Origin of the sequence: Streptomyces sp. NPDC002793 (assembly GCF_040295485.1) — a bacterium.
In the GTDB taxonomy this organism is placed as follows: domain Bacteria; phylum Actinomycetota; class Actinomycetes; order Streptomycetales; family Streptomycetaceae; genus Streptomyces.
In genome coordinates this window covers 60590-76030 of the sequence record NZ_JBEOVL010000001.1, presented here as the reverse complement: position 1 = coordinate 76030, position 15441 = coordinate 60590, and the positions used below count along the sequence as shown (strand labels likewise).

Genomic DNA, 15441 nt, shown 5'->3' with positions numbered 1-15441 from the left:
CGTCACGTGTCCTCGTGCGGCACCGGTTCCGTGTGCGCGGGCAGACGCTGCCGCCTGCGGTGCTTGAGCAGGGCCCAGGGCGCCCGGGCCGCCGTGACCTCGGTGCCCGCCTCCCTCGCCGCGCGGGAGGCCGCCTTGGCGACCGGGAGCATGCCCTCACGGCGCGAGCCGTCCAGGTGGTCGGACTCCGGCCACAGGCCGAGGACCGCGCACAGGGTCGGCAGCATCGCCATGGAGGCGGTCGCGTATCCCTCGGCCGAGGGATGGTAGTTGTCCGGGCCGAAGAGCTCCCGGGGGTTCGCCTCGAACTCCGGGCCGAGCAGGTCGCCCAGCGAGACCGTCCGTCCACCCTGTTCCACCGCGCCGATCGTCTGGGCCGCCGCCAGCTGCCGGCTCACCCGCCGGGCCAGCCACCGCAACGGCTGGTAGACGGGCTCGATCGTGCCCAGGTCCGGGCAGGTGCCCACGATCACCTCCGCACCGGCCGTGCGCAGCCTCCGTACCGCGGCGCTCAGACAGCGCACCGACTGCGTCGCGGGCATCCGGTGGGTCACGTCGTTCGCGCCGATCATGATCGCGCACACGTCCGGCAGCCCCGACGGATTTGCCAGCACCAGGGACACCTGCCGCTCCAGGTCGTCCGACCGGGCCCCCGGCAAGGCCACGTTCCGGAAATCGACCGGCCGTTCGGCCACCGCCGCCAGCCCGGACGCCAGGAGCGCCCCCGGGGTCTGGCCGGCCCTGCGCACCCCCTGCCCGGCCGCCGTGGAGTCGCCCAGCAGGGCGAAGCGCAACGGATCGGAGGGGCCGGCGAACGCCACCCCGTACCGTCCGTCCGCACTCGGCGGGACCGGGGCCTTACCCCCTCCCACCAGCCGTTTCGCCAGCTGCACCTCGGCCAGAACCAGGCCCACCGTCGCCGCACCGATCAGACCGACACCGCCGCCCCCGTAAGCCGCACCCGCCGCGATCCGCCGTGCCACCCTCGCTCTCGACACAGTCCGGTCCACCTCCTCCGTGCCGTACAGCCGTACGCAGCACTACCTGCCCCGTGGAGGGCGTAGCTCAATCGCTTCGCCCGATCTCCTGCCCGTACGCATACTCTTGCCTGACCATCACGGAGACCCCGGAGTACACGGTGCAATTCCACGATTCGATGATCAGTCTTGTCGGCAACACCCCGCTGGTCAGGCTGCGCAATGTGTCGGCAGGCATTCAGGCGACGGTCCTGGCCAAGGTCGAGTACTTCAACCCCGGCGGGTCGGTGAAGGACCGCATCGCGCTGCGCATGATCGAGGCCGCCGAGCAGAGCGGAGAGCTTCAGCCGGGCGGCACGATCGTGGAGCCGACCAGCGGCAACACGGGGGTCGGCCTGGCGATCGTCGCCCAGCAGAAGGGCTACAAGTGCATCTTCGTCTGCCCGGACAAGGTGTCCACGGACAAGATCAACGTGCTGCGGGCGTACGGCGCTGAGGTCGTCGTCTGCCCGACGGCGGTCGACCCGGAGCACCCCGACTCGTACTACAACGTGTCCGACCGGCTGGTCCGCGAGACGCCGGGGGCCTGGAAGCCCGACCAGTACTCCAACCCCAACAACCCGCGCTCGCACTACGAGACCACGGGTCCCGAGCTCTGGGAGCAGACGGACGGGCGGATCACCCACTTCGTCGCCGGCGTCGGCACCGGCGGCACGATCACGGGTACGGGCCGCTACCTCAAGGAGGTCAGCGACGACCGTGTGAAGGTCATCGGCGCGGACCCGGAGGGCTCCGTCTACTCCGGCGGCTCCGGACGCCCCTACCTCGTGGAGGGGGTCGGCGAGGACTTCTGGCCGAGCGCCTACGACCGTACGGTCACGGACGAGATCGTCGCGGTCTCCGACAAGGACTCCTTCCGGATGACCCGCCGCCTCGCCAAGGAGGAGGGGCTGCTCGTCGGCGGCTCCTGCGGCATGGCGGTCGTCGCGGCCCTGGAGGTCGCCGAGCGGCTCGGCCCCGAGGACGTGGTGGTCGTCCTGCTGCCGGACAGCGGCCGCGGCTACATGAGCAAGATCTTCAACGACGAGTGGATGGCGGACTACGGATTCCTGGAGGACTCCGGCCCCTCCGCCCGGGTCGGCGCCGTCCTCGACTTCAAGGACGGCCCGCTTCCCTCCCTCGTCCACATGCACCCGGAGGAGACGGTCGGCGAGGCCATCGAGGTGCTCCGTGAGTACGGCGTCTCCCAGATGCCGATCGTGAAGCCCGGTGCGGGCCACCCGGACGTGATGGCCGCCGAGGTCATCGGCTCCGTCGTGGAGCGCCAGCTGCTGGACGCGCTGTTCACCCAGCGGGCCGTGCTCTCCGATCCGCTGGAGAAGCACATGTCGGCCCCGCTGCCGCAGGTCGGTTCGGGAGAGCCGGTCGAGGACCTGATGGCCGTGCTCAGCGGTGCGGACGGTGCCGACGCGGCGATCGTGCTCGTCGAGGGCAGGCCGACGGGCGTCGTGAGCAGGCAGGACCTGCTGGCCTTCCTGGCGAAGGACGCGGGGCCCAAGCACTGACGTCCTCTCCCGTGAGGCCGTGGGGCCACGTGACCGCGAGGCCTGGGGCCGGGTTTCCCGGGTTCGCGAAATCGGTACGAGCGCGACACGTCGCCGCAGCACCGACTTAACACGGCTCCGGCAGAGTGAGGGGTGTCGGCAGGGAAACCCGCCGGCACCCGAGACGGCGACACGGACTACGGAGCGGCTCCCGGACCTCCACCGTCGCCCGGACGCGTCACCCGGCCCTGACCCGGAACCGCGTCCCTCGCGGGGACCGCCGTCGTCCCGCCCCCCGGGCAACCGGGGGTGCGGCGGTCCCCGCGATCACTCATGTGCGGGTCCGCCCGGGCGCCCGATTCTCAGCCGTCCCATTCGGATGCGGGCCGCTGCCTCTTCCGGATCCACGGCCAGGTACGGGCGTGTACGGCGTTCACGCCGAAGATGCCCAGCCAGGCCACGACGAGCCCTTCGATCCCGGCGTTCGCGACACCGATCGCGGACAGGGGGATGGCCAGGACCAGCGAGGCGACACCGAAGCCGAACCGCTCCCCGAACGTCCCGAGCGGCGCGGCGGGCTGTGCACCGCCCCGGGCGGCAGCCATCTGCTGCTCGGCGAGCCGACGCCGCGTCCGCCGGTCGTCCGTGCCGGCGAGCCGCTGCTCGACCTTCTCCAGGAACGAGTCGATGAGCGCGGACTCGTACTCCGGCCCCAGCTCGCGGCGGGCCTGCAGGGTGGCGTCGAGCTCTCGCCTGAGCTCAGGGTCACGGGCTTCCATGCGCCCACGGTACGAATCCCGGGAGCCCCGGTCATTGGGGCTATCCCCCCTGTTCCGGCGGGTCGGCGCACGGGGCGGGCCGTGCCCCGTCGGCGTAGCGTGGTTGACGGAAGACGGGAGGCGCGCCCATGGCCACCACCACAACGTCCGCCCGTGCCGTTCCCCGCACGACCGGGACCAGGGCCCGCCTGGTCAACGAGGCCGAGCTGCGGGCGACGCTCACCACGTACCGTGAGCTCTCCGACGAGGACTGGCGGCGCCCGGCCCCCTGCACCGGCTGGAGCGTCCGGGACATGCTGGCCCACATCGTCGGCCAGTACGAGGAGCTGCCGCGTCCCTGGGTCGCCGTGCGGCGTATCCGGAGGGCCGCGCTGACCCATCCGGGCCTCGGCCGGCTGGACGGGCACAACGAGGCCCAGATCGAGGACCGGCAGGCCGTCCCGGGGCGTGAACTGATCGGCGCACTGGCCCACTTCGCACCGCAGGGCCTCATCGCCCTGCGCCGTGTGCCCGCCCCGGTGCGCCGCAGGGTCCGGCTGAGTCTGCTCTATCCGGAGGCCAGGGCGCTGCCCGACGACTCGATGGACTACCTCGGCAACGTCCTCGTCGCCCGCGACACCTGGATGCACCGGGTGGACCTCGGCGACGCCATCGGGGCCGAGCCGGTCCTCGACGGGCACGACCGGGAGATCGTGGACCAGGCGGTGCTGGACCTGGCCCTCGCCTGGACGGGCCCGGCGGCGGAACTCGACCTCCACGGCCTCGCCGGAGGGCGGTGGCTGCTGGGCATCGGCACCCCGGCGGCCACCCTCCACGCGGACGCGGTCGACTTCGCCCGGCACCTGTCGGGGCGGCCGGTACACGGCGGGCTCGAACTGGAGGGCGAGCCCGGGGTGCGGGCCGCTCTGCTGGCGGCCCGTGTCGTGTTCTGACGTGTTCCGACGTGCGGGCCGGGACTCACGGCGGAGTCACCCGGTCACCCCGCCACTTCGTCATCCCGTCACATCGGCCACCTCGGCGAGGAACGCCTCAGGTGTGACGGCGTACCCCAGGGCGTTGATGACGGGGACGGGACTGCGGTCGATCAGGACCGTGGGGGTGGACCGTACGCCGCTCGTCCCGAAGGCAGCCGACACCTGAGCCGCCCAGGGCAGATAGGTGCGCTCACCGACCTTCTGCCGGAAGCCGTCCGTGTGCAGGGCCTCGACCCCGTCGGCCAGCCGCAGCAAGGTGTCCCGGTCGGCGAAGGCGTCCACCTCCTCGCTGGGCTGATCGGCGTACAGCGCCCGCAGGAAGTGCATGAACGGTTTCTGCCCCTCGTCCGCCGCGGCTCCCAGCGCGGCCAGTGCCTCCAGGGATCCGCTGCCGCCCGCGGCGTCGTCGATGAACGTGCCGAAATGGTGGTCCACCGCGAACCGGCCCTCGTCCGCCGCCCGCTCCATCACGGCTCCGAGGTCGAGCTCCATGCGCTTGCAGTAGGGGCAGCGCAGATCGGCGTAGACGCTCAGCACATGCGCGGCCTCGGGGTCGCCGTAGCGGACGATGACGCCGCCCGGCCCTCTCGTATTGGCTGGGATCATGACCCCAGGTTCGGTAGGGGAGAGCGGGCCCGCAATGCGGGAGCCGGACGGTGAGCACGCCCGGCTGTATATGGACATGCAGACCGTCGGCTGGCTGAATGGATTCCGCGCCGCCGGACCGGTGCGGCGGAACTCTGGAGGGGACAGCATGAGCGGGAGCAGCCCGGCTGCGCGGTTGCAGCGGCTCTTCGAGGAGCGGCGGCTCACGCCCACCCAGCGGCGGATCGCGCACTCCATGGTGCGGCGGGCAGCCGATGCCCCGTTCCTGTCGAGTGTGGAGCTCGCCGAACTGGCCGGGGTCAGCCAGCCGTCCGTCACCCGGTTCGCCGTGGCGCTCGGGTTCGACGGGTACCCGGCGCTGCGCAAGCACCTGCGGGAGGTCACCCCGGAGGGGACGGCCGCCGGGGGCGGGGTGGAGGAGAGCCTCAACGAGTACCAGCAGGCGGTGCTGGCGGAGATCGGGAACCTGCGGCAGCTGGCAGAACTGCTCGCCGATCCGGCCCCCGTGGAGCGGGCGGGGCAGCTGCTCGCCGGGTCGAGGCCGCTGCTCGTGCTCGGGCTGCGGGCCGCTTCCGCGCAGGCCCGGGGGTTCGGGTACTTCGCCGCCAAGGTGCACCCGGACGTACGCGTGCTCGACGAGGGCGGCAGCATGCTGCACGACCGCGTCGACGCGGCCAGGCGGGCCGGTGCGAGCGCGGTGATGTGCTTCGCGCTGCCGCGGCACCCGCGTGAGGTCGTCGACGCGCTGGCGTACGCGCGGGAGCAGGGGCTGACCGTCGTGACCGTGGCCGACTCGGCGTTCGCGCCGGTGGCGGCCCACAGCGATCTGCTGCTTCCGGCCGCCGTGGGGACCGGGCTCGCCTTCGACACCGCCTGTGCGCCGATGCTGCTGGGGCGGGTCCTGCTGGAGGCCATGTGCGACGGGTTGCCCGAGGCGCAGGCCCGGCTGGAGGAGTTCGACGCGAAGGCCGCCGCACGGGGGCTGTTCGTCGACTAAGGGCTGTCGGGACATCCCTTAGGGATTCCTCGTTTTCTCAGACGTCGCTCATCCGTCCGGCTCGGGCGCCGGGAGCGGCGGGACGACGTCCTGTACTGGGTGCGCACCGACTGGGTGGACCGTGGCCGGCCCGCGGGCCGGAGTGTGAAGGGCTACCGGACGACCGGCCCCGTGGCGGGGGACGCCGCACCCGGTGGGGCGCGGCGCCGCCGCCGGTGAGGACGCCGGGTCAGACCTCCAGATCCGCTTCGACCTTCCGGAGCTGGTGGCGGGCCATCGCGAGGTTGGCCCGGCCGGAGTCGAGCACGAGGTAGAGGAACAGGCCGTTGTTGCCACGGGTTTTGAGCAGCCGGATCAGGTGGTACTGGGTGCCGAGGGTGATCAGGATGTCCTCGATCTCGTCCTTGATGCCCAGGTGCTCCATGGTCCGGAGCTTCGCCCGGACGACGTCCGTGTTCCCGGCGGCGGCGACCTCCAGATTGAAGTCCTTGCCCCCGCCGAGGGTGCCCAGTGCCATGCCGCTGGTGTAGTCGACGAGTGCGACACCCAGGGTCCCCTCGATCGACGCCATCGCGTTCTTCAGCGATGCTTCGGTGTTGGCCATAGTGCTCGTTTCCTTTCCCCGGCCGGCCCGGTGGCCGGTCCGTTGCTCGGTGGTGCGCTGTCCGCCGGTGGCGCGTGCGTGACGGGCCGCGGCGGATGTCACGTGGAGTCCGGTGTCGTGGCGCGGCGGGGCAGGGCCCGGGACTGCTGCGGACGCGGAGGCGGCGCGGGGCGGTCGCCGCGTTCCTGTGCGGCGTCGACCATGTCGCCGATGCGCGCTCCGGCGCGGCGGCCTTCGAGGTGGAGGCGGCCGACGTTGATGCGGTCCTCGGCCAGCAGGGTCAGGACGGCGGAGGAGCCCGCCGCGTACGTGGCGACGTAGCCGCGCCCGCCTCGGATCAGCAGTTCGCGGAAGCCGCCGCGACCGGTGGCGTCCGTCATCCGGATCGAGACGCCGAGTGCCGCGGCGGTCAGCGCGGCGACGCCCTCGGCCTCGATGCCCGGGGTGTCGTGGGCGACGACCAGGCCGTCGGTGCTGGCGGCCAGCGCGCCGGTGAGGAGTGGGACCCGGGCGCGTAACCGCTGGAGCTCGGCGAGGACATCCTGCGCTTCGGCCTCGGGCACCATCAGCTGTCTCCTCCCGGCACGCTGTCTCAGCGCGCGTATCACAGGGCCTCCAATGCGTCTCTGAGCCGGCGCAGCAGGGCGACGTCGGGGTCGTTCGTGACCTCGGGCAGCGTGATGCGGCTCCGCCCGGCCGCCGACGCCGCTCCCGGCTCCGCCGCGGCCGGGTGGACCGCTTCGACGAGGCCGGCGGCCGCCAGCCTGCGCAGGTCGACCAGGAGGTGGAAGGCCGAGCGGCCCAGCTCCAAGGCCATGTCCGTGGCGGTGCGTTCGCCGTCCACCAGAGCCAGGACGCGGCGCTGGCGCGGGGGCACCGGGGTGTCGACGGGGTGGGCCGTGCGGGAGAGCGGCGCGGTGTCGGTGCGCGCGTCGGGCCAGATCCGGTCCAGGAGCTCGCGGCGCCGGAGCGTCTCGCGCTGCACGGCGTCCACGGGCACGGGGCGGACCGGGCCGATCCAGTGGGAGATCCCGTAGCGGAAGCGGGCCGGAGCGGTCGTGGGGGCCAGGGCGAAGAAGGCCGCGTCGTACAACGCCCCCAGATGGCAGAGCTCCAGCGCGCCGCCGGGGATCCGGCCGCTGTCCACGAGGTAGCGGCCGACCCGCTGCCGGGCGCCTGCCTGGGCGACCGCGTCCCACCAGCCCTCGGAACGCAGGGCCCCGCCCGTGGTGAGCAGGACGTCGATCCCGGGTGTCGCGGGGCTCTCCGCGTGGACGACCTCGCCGTCGGTGAGGTACAGGGTGCCGCGGTCACGCATCAGCGCGCCGGTCGCGCGCTCCGCCGCGAGCCGTTGCAGCATCGGGGACGGGGCGGCCCGTTCGGGTATGCCGGGTGGGGCGGTGGCGGTGGGTCTCATGCGAGGACCAGCCGCTCCGCTATCTCGCCGAGCCTCATGCGGGCCAGGGCGAGGTTGCCCTCCGAGCGGTCCAGCCAGAGGTGGAGGAAGACGCTGCTGTCGAAGGTCGTCTCGACGAAGCGGAGGATGTGGTAGCCGGGCGCGGTGGTGACGATGACGTCCTCGACGGCGGGGGCCGACGGGCCCGGTAAGCCGGCGACGGGTGTGTCCGGCGGCGCGAAGACCGGCTGCTCGGCGGCCATCCTCGCCACCTCGGCCGTCTCGGCCGCCGTGGCCTCGTGGTCGCCGTTGGGCGACTCGCCGATGGTGCCGAGCGCGAGGCCGCTCGTCCAGTCGACCACCGCCGCACCCCGGGCACCGGGCAGCCTCATGACTTCGATCAGGCACTCGTCGATTCCGGGCAACGCGAACTCCCCTCCCGACGTGGCGTACGGATGTAATGGAGAGGCTACGCAACGTGTGCGCGCGGGGTGGGAGTTCTGGCATTTTCCAGAGGTACATGCGGGGACCGTGTAAGAGCGGCCGGCCTCCCGAGGCGGAGCCGTTCCGCCTCCGCCCGCTGTCAGGCCCTGTCGCGGGCCCGCATCACCGCCCTGTTGAGCACCCAGAGGCCGATCCCGATCAGGAGGAGGATCCCGGCCCGGATGTAGACGTCCCCGGCCCGGTCGGCCAGTGGGCTCGCCAGGATCAGGGAGGTGATCGCCCCCAGCACGGGCAGCGCCGTCGGCGTGCGGAAGTGCCGGTGGTCCACCCGGTCCTTGCGCAGCACCAGTACGGAGATGTTGACGACGGCGAAGACGCAGAGGAGGAGGAAGGACGTGGTGTCGCCGAGGCCCTGGATCTCGCCGGTGGAGACGAGTCCGACGGCGAGCACGGTCACGAAGACGATGCCGGCCCAGGGGGTGCGGCGTCCGGCGAGGACGCGGCCCATCGCGCGGGGCAGGATGCGTTCGTTGGCCATGCCGTAGCAGAGCCGCGAGGCCATCATGATGTTGATGAGTGCCGAGTTGGTGACCGCGAACAGGGCGATGAGCGCGAAGAGTTCGGGCGGGAAGCCGACGCCGCCCGCCTTCACCACCTCGAGGAGCGGGCCGCTGGATCCCTCCAGGGTGCGGGAGTCGACCAGCAGGGACGAGACCAGGGCGACCAGGACGTAGACGGTGCCCGTCACCGCGACGCCGATGAAGATGGCACGTGGAAACGTCCGGGCCGGGTCGTGGGTCTCCTCGGCCATGTTCACCGAGTCCTCGAAGCCGACGAAGGCGAAGAAGCCGAGTGCGGTCGCGCCGAGGACACCGGTGATCAGGGCGTATCCCGTGCCGCCCGTGTCCAGGTCGGTGAGCCGGGAGGGTTCGCCGCCGCCGGTGAACACGGCGTAGGCCCCGATCGAGAGGATCACCGCGAGGCCGCTGAGCTCGACGAGCGTCAGGACGACGTTCGCCTTCACCGACTCGGCGACGCCCCGCAGGCTGATCGCGGCGAGGGCGAGGACGAAGAGGACCGCGACGAGTGTGGGCGGCAGGGCGTCGGTGAACTCGCCGAGGTAGTCACCGCTGAAGGCGCGGGCCGACGCGGCGGCGGAGGACAGGCCCGAGCACATGACCATGAAGGCGACGACGAAGGTCAGGAACGGGACCTTGAACGCCTTCTGGGTGTAGAGCGCGGCGCCCGCCGCCTTGGGGTACTTGCCGACGAGCTCGACGTACGAGGCCGCCGTGAGCAGCGCGACCACGAACCCGATCAGGAAGGGCAGCCAGAGGGCCCCGCCGACCTTGCCCGCGACCTTGCCGGTGGTGGCGTAGATGCCGGTCCCGAGGATGTCGCCGATGACGAACAGGGTGAGGAGCTTGGGGCCGAGGGCACGTCTGAGGGCGGGCTCACCGGTCGATGTCGTGGGCTGCGGTGCGGGCACGGGCGCCTCCCCGGGAGTGTGATGACTTCAGGTCTGCCCGGGGGAGGTGAGTGCCTCACCTGTTGACTAGGACTATTCAGGTAGACAGGATGTGAATAGGAGAGTCACATTCGCGAGGAGGCATCCCCATGTCAGGACCCCGCCCCGTACGGGCACCGCGCGGTACGGAACTGAGCGCCCTGGGATGGCAGCAGGAAGCCGCCCTCCGCATGCTGCAGAACAACCTCGACCCCGAGGTCGCCGAACACCCCGACAAGCTCGTCGTCTACGGCGGCACGGGCAAGGCGGCCCGCGACTGGCGGTCCTTCGACGCCATGGTCCGTACGCTGCGGACGCTGAAGCAGGACGAGACGATGCTGGTCCAGTCCGGGCGGCCGGTCGGTGTCATGCAGACCCACGAATGGGCGCCGCGCGTCCTGATCGCCAACTCCAACCTGGTCGGCGACTGGGCCAACTGGGAGGAGTTCCGCCGGCTGGAGGCCCTCGGGCTCACCATGTACGGGCAGATGACCGCGGGTTCCTGGATCTACATCGGAACCCAGGGAATCCTCCAGGGCACCTACGAGACCTTCGCCGCCGTCGCCGCCAAGCGGTTCGGCGGGACACTGGCGGGGACCATCACACTGACGGCCGGTCTCGGCGGGATGGGCGGGGCCCAGCCCCTGGCCGTCACCATGAACGACGGCGTCGCCCTGTGCATCGACGTCGACCCGCGCGCCATCGAGCGGCGGATCGAGCACCGCTTCCTGGACGTCAGGGCCGACTCGCTCGAACACGCGCTCCAGCTGGCCGTCGAGGCCCGCGACGCGCGGCGCCCGCTCTCCATCGGCCTGCTCGGCAACGCGGCGGAGCTGCTGCCCCGGATGCTCGCCGAGGGCGCGCCCGTCGACATCGTCACCGACCAGACCAGCGCGCACGACCCGCTCGCCTACCTGCCCGTCGGAGTCGACCTCGACGACATGGCCTCCTACGCGGCCGAGAAGCCCGCCGACTTCACCCGGCGCGCGCGTGAGTCGATGGCCACACACGTCGAGGCGATGGTCGGCTTCATGGACGCGGGGGCCGAGGTCTTCGACTACGGCAACTCGATCCGGGGCGAGGCCCAGCTCGCCGGGTACGCCCGCGCGTTCGACTTCCCGGGCTTCGTGCCCGCGTACATCCGGCCGCTCTTCTGCGAGGGCAAGGGGCCCTTCCGATGGGCCGCTCTCTCGGGTGAGGCGTCCGACATCCACAAGACGGACAAGGCGCTCCTGGACCTCTTCCCGGAGAACGAGTCGCTGCACCGGTGGATCAGGATGGCCGGTGAGCGGGTCCACTTCCAGGGCCTCCCGGCGCGCATCTGCTGGCTCGGCCAGGGCGAGCGCGACAAGGCGGGCGACATGTTCAACGACATGGTCGGCAACGGCACCCTCGCCGCTCCGCTCGCGATCGGCCGCGACCACCTGGACTGCGGTTCGGTGGCTTCCCCCTACCGCGAGACGGAAGGCATGCTCGACGGCTCCGACGCGATCGCCGACTGGCCGCTCCTGAACGCCATGGTGAACGTCGCCTCGGGCGCCTCCTGGGTCTCCATCCACCACGGCGGCGGCGTGGGCATGGGCCGTTCCCTCCACGCGGGTCAGGTCTCGGTCGCCGACGGCACGGAGCTGGCCGGCGAGAAGATCCGCCGTGTCCTCACCAACGATCCCGGCATGGGCGTCATCCGGCACGTCGACGCGGGCTACGACATCGCGGAGTCGGTGGCCGACGAGCGCGGTGTGCGCATCCCGATGCGGGAGGAGGGCACCGCGTGAGCGACACCTTCCACGCCATGTGGCGGTCGCTGCGCCCCATCGGCCGCAGCGACGCCTCCGGCGGCTACCGCCGCCACGCCTGGACCGGCGCCGACGCCGAGTGCCGCCTGTGGTTCCAGGCGCAGGCCGAGGCGCGCCGCCTCGACCACGAGGTCGACCGCAACGGCAACCAGTGGGCCTGGCTGGGCGATCCGCTCGCCGGGGATGCCGTGGTCACCGGGTCCCATCTCGACTCCGTGCCCGACGGGGGCGCGTTCGACGGGCCTCTCGGCGTGGTGTCCGCCTTCGCCGCTCTGGACGAACTCCGCCGCAGGGGAGTGGTGTTCACCAGGCCCCTCGCCATCGTGAACTTCGGCGACGAGGAAGGTGCCAGGTTCGGGCTCGCCTGTGTCGGCTCACGGCTCGCGGCAGGGCAGCTGACCGTCGAGAACGCGCACCGGCTGCGCGACGGGGACGGTGTCTCGCTGCCGCAGGCCATGGAGGCCGCCGGGTACGACCCCGACACCCTCGGCCCCGACCCCGAACGCCTCGCCCGGATCGGCGCGTTCGTCGAACTCCACGTGGAGCAGGGGCGCGCCCTCGACCTGACCGGGGACCCGGTCGGGGTCGCCTCGGCCATCTGGCCGCACGGCCGCTGGCGGTACGACTTCCGGGGCGAGGCCAACCACGCGGGCACCACACGGCTCGCCGACCGGCGGGACCCGATGCTCACGTATGCCGAGACCGTGCTCGCTGCCCGGCGCGAGGCGGAGCTCGCCGGAGGCCTCGCGACCTTCGGCAAGATCACCGTCGAGCCGAACGGGGTCAACGCCGTCCCCTCCCTCGTGCGGGGCTGGCTCGACTCGCGCGCCGCCGACCAGGAGACGCTCGACGCCGTCGTCAACGGCATCGAGCGGGCCGCGCGGGAGCACGCCGAGCGGGCCGGGATCGATCTCGACGTCGTACGCGAGTCGTTCACCCCGGTGGTGGACTTCCAGCACGCGCTGCGGGACGAGATCCGCCGGATCCTGGAGAAGCGAGGCGCCGACGGCGCGGGGGGACCCGTGCCCGTGCTCGGTACGGGGGCGGGACACGACGCGGGTATTTTGTCCGCTTCCGTGCCGACCGCCATGCTGTTCGTACGGAACCCCACCGGGATCTCGCACTCACCCGCCGAGCACGCCGCGGAGGACGACTGCGTGGCCGGGGTGCGGGCACTCGCCGACGTACTGGAAGGTCTCGCGTGCCGCTGACTACGCAACCGACGGGCACACCGGTCACCGCGACGTACTGGATGTCGCACGCCTGGCTCGGCACCCACGTCGAGCCGGGCGTCCTCCTGGACGTGTCCGGCGGGCGCATCGCAGGAGTCCGGACGGGCGTCGACGCGCCGCCGCCCGGAGCCACCGCCCTGCACGGGCTGACCGTCCCGGGACTGGCCAACACCCACTCGCACGCCTTCCACCGCGCGCTGCGCGCCACCGCCCAGGTGGGCTCCGGCACCTTCTGGACATGGCGCGAGCTGATGTACCGGACGGCCTCCCGTCTCACCCCCGACACCTACTTCGCCCTGGCCCGTGCCACGTACGCGGAGATGGCGCTGGCCGGGATCACCGCGGTGGGCGAATTCCACTACGTGCACCACGCGCCGGGCGGCACGCCCTACGCGGACCCGAACGCCATGGGCGAGGCGCTCATCGCCGCGGCGGCCGAGGCCGGCATCCGCATCACGCTGCTCGACACCGCCTATCTCGCCGCCGGATTCGGCGAGAAGCCGAACCGCCACCAGCTGCGCTTCTCCGACACCACCGCCGACGCCTGGGCCGAGCGGGCCTCCCTCCTCAAGGGCGACGACGACCTGGTGGTGATCGGCGCCGCGATCCATTCCGTACGCGCGGTCCCGGCCGGGCAGCTGTCCGCCGTCGCCCGGTGGGCCCAGGAGCGGGGAGCCCCGCTGCACGTCCACCTCTCCGAGCAGACGGCGGAGAACGACGCCTGCCTCGCCGCCCACGGGCGCACCCCTGCCCGGCTCCTCGCCGACCACGGGGTCCTCGGACCGCACACCACGGGCATCCACAACACGCACCTCACGGCCGAGGACATCGAACTCCTGGGCTCCTCCCGGACGGGAACCTGCATGTGCCCCACCACCGAACGCGACCTCGCCGACGGCATCGGCCCCGCGACCGCGCTCCAGGGCGCGGGCTCCCCCCTCTCGCTGGGCAGTGACAGCCACGCCGTGATCGACCTCTTCGAGGAGGCCCGCGCGATGGAGCTCAACGAACGCCTGCGCACCCATGTACGCGGCCACTGGACGGCGGCAGCCCTGCTCAGGGCGGCCTCCGCCGAGGGACACGCCGCGCTCGGCCGGCCCGACGCGGGCCTGCTCGAACCGGGCGCTCCCGCCGACCTGGCCACCGTCGCGCTGGACTCCGTCAGGACAGCGGGGCCGCTGCCCCGACTGGCAGCCGAAACAGCCGTATTCGCCGCCACAGCGGCCGACGTACGGCACACCGTGGTGGCGGGCCGGCACATCGTCCGGGACGGCCGTCACACACGGGTCGAGGACGTGCCCGGAGCACTCGCCTCGGCCGTCGCCGCCCTGCACGGCTGAGCGCCGCACCGCGAAGACGCCCCGGGCCCGAGCCGAGAGAAAGCCGTACCAGGATGACGACGACCGCCCTCACCCACATCGCGAACCTGGTCACCAACGACCCCTCCCTCGGAGACGGGACCCCCCTGGGCCTGATCCGGGACGCGGCCGTCGTCATCGACGGCGACCGCATCGTGTGGACCGGTGAATCCAGCAAAGCACCCGCCACTGACAACGCCGTCGACGCGGGCGGCCGTGCCGTGCTCCCCGGCTTCGTGGACTCCCACTCCCACCTGGTGTTCGCGGGTGACCGCACCGCCGAGTTCAACGCCCGTATGTCCGGCCGCCCCTACTCCGCGGGCGGCATCCGCACGACCGTGGCCGCGACCCGCGCCGCCTCCGACGACGCGCTCTCCGCCAATGTCGCGCGCCACCTGGCCGAGGCACTGCGCCAGGGCACCACCACCTTCGAGACCAAGTCCGGCTACGGCCTGACCGTCGAGGACGAGGCACGCGCCCTGCGCATCGCCGCCCGCCACACGGACGAGGTCACCTTCCTCGGCGCCCACATCGTCTCCCCGGACTACGCCGACGACCCGTCCGGTTACGTGGACCTCGTCACCGGGCCGATGCTGGACGCCTGTGCCCCGTACGCCCGTTGGATCGACGTCTTCTGCGAGCGGGGCGCCTTCGACGAGGACCAGGCGCGCACGGTCCTCACCGCGGGGAAGGCCAGGGGCCTGCACCCCCGCGTCCACGCCAACCAGCTCGGCCACGGCCCCGGCGTCCGGCTCGCCGTCGAACTGGACGCGGCGTCCGCCGACCACTGCACCCACCTGGACGACGCCGACCTCGACGCGCTCGGCCAGGGCCGCACCGTCGCGACCCTGCTCCCCGGCGCCGAGTTCTCCACCCGTGCGGCCTGGCCCGACGCCCGCCGCATCCTCGGTGCCGGCGCCACCGTCGCCCTGTCCACGGACTGCAACCCGGGCTCCTCGTTCACCTCCTCCATGGCCTTCTGCATCGCGCTGGCCGTACGAGACATGGGCATGACCCCCGACGAAGCGGTCTGGTCCGCGACCGCCGGAGGCGCCGCCGCACTGCGCCGCACCGACATCGGCCGCATCACCCCCGGAGCCCGCGCCGACCTCCTGCTCCTCGACGCGCCGAGCCACGTCCACCTCGCCTACCGGCCGGGAGTCCCGCTGGCCGCCGCCGTGTGGCGGCGGGGGGAACGGGTCGTGTGACGTCCCGGCTCCGGCGCGG

15 protein-coding genes are annotated in these 15441 nt (G+C 72.4%); 7 read left to right on the top strand and 8 right to left on the bottom strand.

Annotation, left to right across the window (positions count from 1 at the left end):
* Positions 1-2: 2 nt before the first annotated feature.
* Positions 3-983 carry an SGNH/GDSL hydrolase family protein gene (locus ABT001_RS00330; RefSeq protein WP_351270710.1) on the bottom strand — a complete coding sequence of 327 codons (981 nt, stop codon included), beginning with the start codon at positions 981-983 and terminating at the stop codon, positions 3-5.
* A gap of 155 nt (positions 984-1138) precedes the next feature.
* Here ABT001_RS00330 and ABT001_RS00325 point away from each other — a divergent pair, with 155 nt between their 5' ends.
* Positions 1139-2542 carry a cystathionine beta-synthase gene (locus tag ABT001_RS00325; protein ID WP_351270055.1) on the top strand — a complete coding sequence of 468 codons (1404 nt, stop codon included), beginning with the start codon at positions 1139-1141 and terminating at the stop codon, positions 2540-2542.
* Positions 2543-2883: 341 nt separating this feature from the next.
* Here ABT001_RS00325 and ABT001_RS00320 read toward each other — a convergent pair whose 3' ends face one another.
* Positions 2884-3300: a hypothetical protein gene (locus tag ABT001_RS00320; RefSeq protein ID WP_351270052.1), complete on the bottom strand. Its 417-nt coding sequence runs from the start codon at positions 3298-3300 to the stop codon at positions 2884-2886.
* 128 nt (positions 3301-3428) lie between these two features.
* Here ABT001_RS00320 and ABT001_RS00315 point away from each other — a divergent pair, with 128 nt between their 5' ends.
* Positions 3429-4232 (top strand): maleylpyruvate isomerase family mycothiol-dependent enzyme, encoded by an 804-nt coding sequence (locus tag ABT001_RS00315; protein ID WP_351270050.1) that lies wholly within the window; start codon positions 3429-3431, stop codon positions 4230-4232.
* 60 nt (positions 4233-4292) lie between these two features.
* On the opposite strand, the gene ABT001_RS00310 is transcribed toward ABT001_RS00315, so the two are convergent.
* Positions 4293-4880, bottom strand: coding sequence for a thioredoxin domain-containing protein (locus ABT001_RS00310; RefSeq protein WP_351270047.1), 588 nt, complete (start codon positions 4878-4880; stop codon positions 4293-4295).
* Between the two features lie 148 nt (positions 4881-5028).
* Between ABT001_RS00310 and ABT001_RS00305 the strand changes: the two genes are divergently transcribed.
* The gene (locus ABT001_RS00305) at positions 5029-5877 is read left to right on the top strand and encodes a MurR/RpiR family transcriptional regulator (protein ID WP_351270044.1); all 849 of its coding nucleotides are present in this window, start codon (positions 5029-5031) and stop codon (positions 5875-5877) included.
* A 229-nt stretch (positions 5878-6106) separates the two neighbouring features.
* Here ABT001_RS00305 and ABT001_RS00300 read toward each other — a convergent pair whose 3' ends face one another.
* From ABT001_RS00300 to ABT001_RS00280, 5 genes are all read right to left on the bottom strand, one after another.
* Entirely contained in the window at positions 6107-6481 is a 375-nt protein-coding gene (locus ABT001_RS00300) for a hypothetical protein (protein WP_351270041.1), read from the bottom strand.
* A gap of 98 nt (positions 6482-6579) precedes the next feature.
* Positions 6580-7047 carry a roadblock/LC7 domain-containing protein gene (locus ABT001_RS00295; RefSeq protein ID WP_351270038.1) on the bottom strand — a complete coding sequence of 156 codons (468 nt, stop codon included), beginning with the start codon at positions 7045-7047 and terminating at the stop codon, positions 6580-6582.
* 38 nt (positions 7048-7085) lie between these two features.
* A complete protein-coding gene (locus ABT001_RS00290; RefSeq protein ID WP_351270035.1) occupies positions 7086-7898 on the bottom strand; it encodes a transcriptional regulator in 813 nt (270 codons plus the stop codon).
* Positions 7895-8302: a hypothetical protein gene (locus ABT001_RS00285; RefSeq protein ID WP_351270033.1), complete on the bottom strand. Its 408-nt coding sequence runs from the start codon at positions 8300-8302 to the stop codon at positions 7895-7897. Before ABT001_RS00285 ends, ABT001_RS00290 begins: the two co-directional genes overlap by 4 nt.
* A 158-nt stretch (positions 8303-8460) precedes the next feature.
* Complete coding sequence (locus ABT001_RS00280) at positions 8461-9810, bottom strand: APC family permease (protein ID WP_351270030.1); 1350 nt, start codon at positions 9808-9810, stop codon at positions 8461-8463.
* 128 nt (positions 9811-9938) lie between these two features.
* On the opposite strand from ABT001_RS00280, the gene hutU reads away from it, so the two are divergent.
* Genes hutU through hutI form a run of 4 tightly spaced genes read left to right on the top strand, consistent with a single transcriptional unit; the run spans position 9939 to position 15422 of the window.
* Positions 9939-11603, top strand: a complete 1665-nt coding sequence (gene hutU, locus ABT001_RS00275) for a urocanate hydratase (RefSeq protein WP_351270029.1) — start codon at positions 9939-9941, stop codon at positions 11601-11603.
* Between the two features lie 17 nt (positions 11604-11620).
* Complete coding sequence (locus ABT001_RS00270; RefSeq protein ID WP_351270708.1) at positions 11621-12835, top strand: allantoate amidohydrolase; 1215 nt, start codon at positions 11621-11623, stop codon at positions 12833-12835.
* On the top strand, positions 12826-14196 hold the full coding sequence (locus ABT001_RS00265) for a formimidoylglutamate deiminase (protein ID WP_351270026.1): 1371 nt from the start codon (positions 12826-12828) through the stop codon (positions 14194-14196). The genes ABT001_RS00270 and ABT001_RS00265 overlap by 10 nt, the downstream gene beginning before the upstream one ends.
* 53 nt (positions 14197-14249) lie before the next feature.
* Positions 14250-15422, top strand: coding sequence for an imidazolonepropionase (gene hutI, locus ABT001_RS00260; RefSeq protein WP_351270024.1), 1173 nt, complete (start codon positions 14250-14252; stop codon positions 15420-15422).
* Positions 15423-15441 lie beyond the last annotated feature (19 nt).

What these genes read in the sequence shown, in the direction of transcription:
- ABT001_RS00320 (WP_351270052.1), bottom strand. Translation starts at nt 3,300, where the DNA reads ATGGAAGCCCGTGACCCTGAGCTCAGGCGAGAGCTCGACGCCACCCTG.
- ABT001_RS00315 (WP_351270050.1), top strand. Translation starts at nt 3,429, where the DNA reads ATGGCCACCACCACAACGTCCGCCCGTGCCGTTCCCCGCACGACCGGG.
- ABT001_RS00310 (WP_351270047.1), bottom strand. Translation starts at nt 4,880, where the DNA reads ATGATCCCAGCCAATACGAGAGGGCCGGGCGGCGTCATCGTCCGCTAC.
- ABT001_RS00305 (WP_351270044.1), top strand. Translation starts at nt 5,029, where the DNA reads ATGAGCGGGAGCAGCCCGGCTGCGCGGTTGCAGCGGCTCTTCGAGGAG.
- ABT001_RS00300 (WP_351270041.1), bottom strand. Translation starts at nt 6,481, where the DNA reads ATGGCCAACACCGAAGCATCGCTGAAGAACGCGATGGCGTCGATCGAG.
- ABT001_RS00295 (WP_351270038.1), bottom strand. Translation starts at nt 7,047, where the DNA reads ATGGTGCCCGAGGCCGAAGCGCAGGATGTCCTCGCCGAGCTCCAGCGG.
- ABT001_RS00290 (WP_351270035.1), bottom strand. Translation starts at nt 7,898, where the DNA reads ATGAGACCCACCGCCACCGCCCCACCCGGCATACCCGAACGGGCCGCC.
- hutU (WP_351270029.1), top strand. Translation starts at nt 9,939, where the DNA reads ATGTCAGGACCCCGCCCCGTACGGGCACCGCGCGGTACGGAACTGAGC.
- ABT001_RS00270 (WP_351270708.1), top strand. Translation starts at nt 11,621, where the DNA reads ATGTGGCGGTCGCTGCGCCCCATCGGCCGCAGCGACGCCTCCGGCGGC.
- hutI (WP_351270024.1), top strand. Translation starts at nt 14,250, where the DNA reads ATGACGACGACCGCCCTCACCCACATCGCGAACCTGGTCACCAACGAC.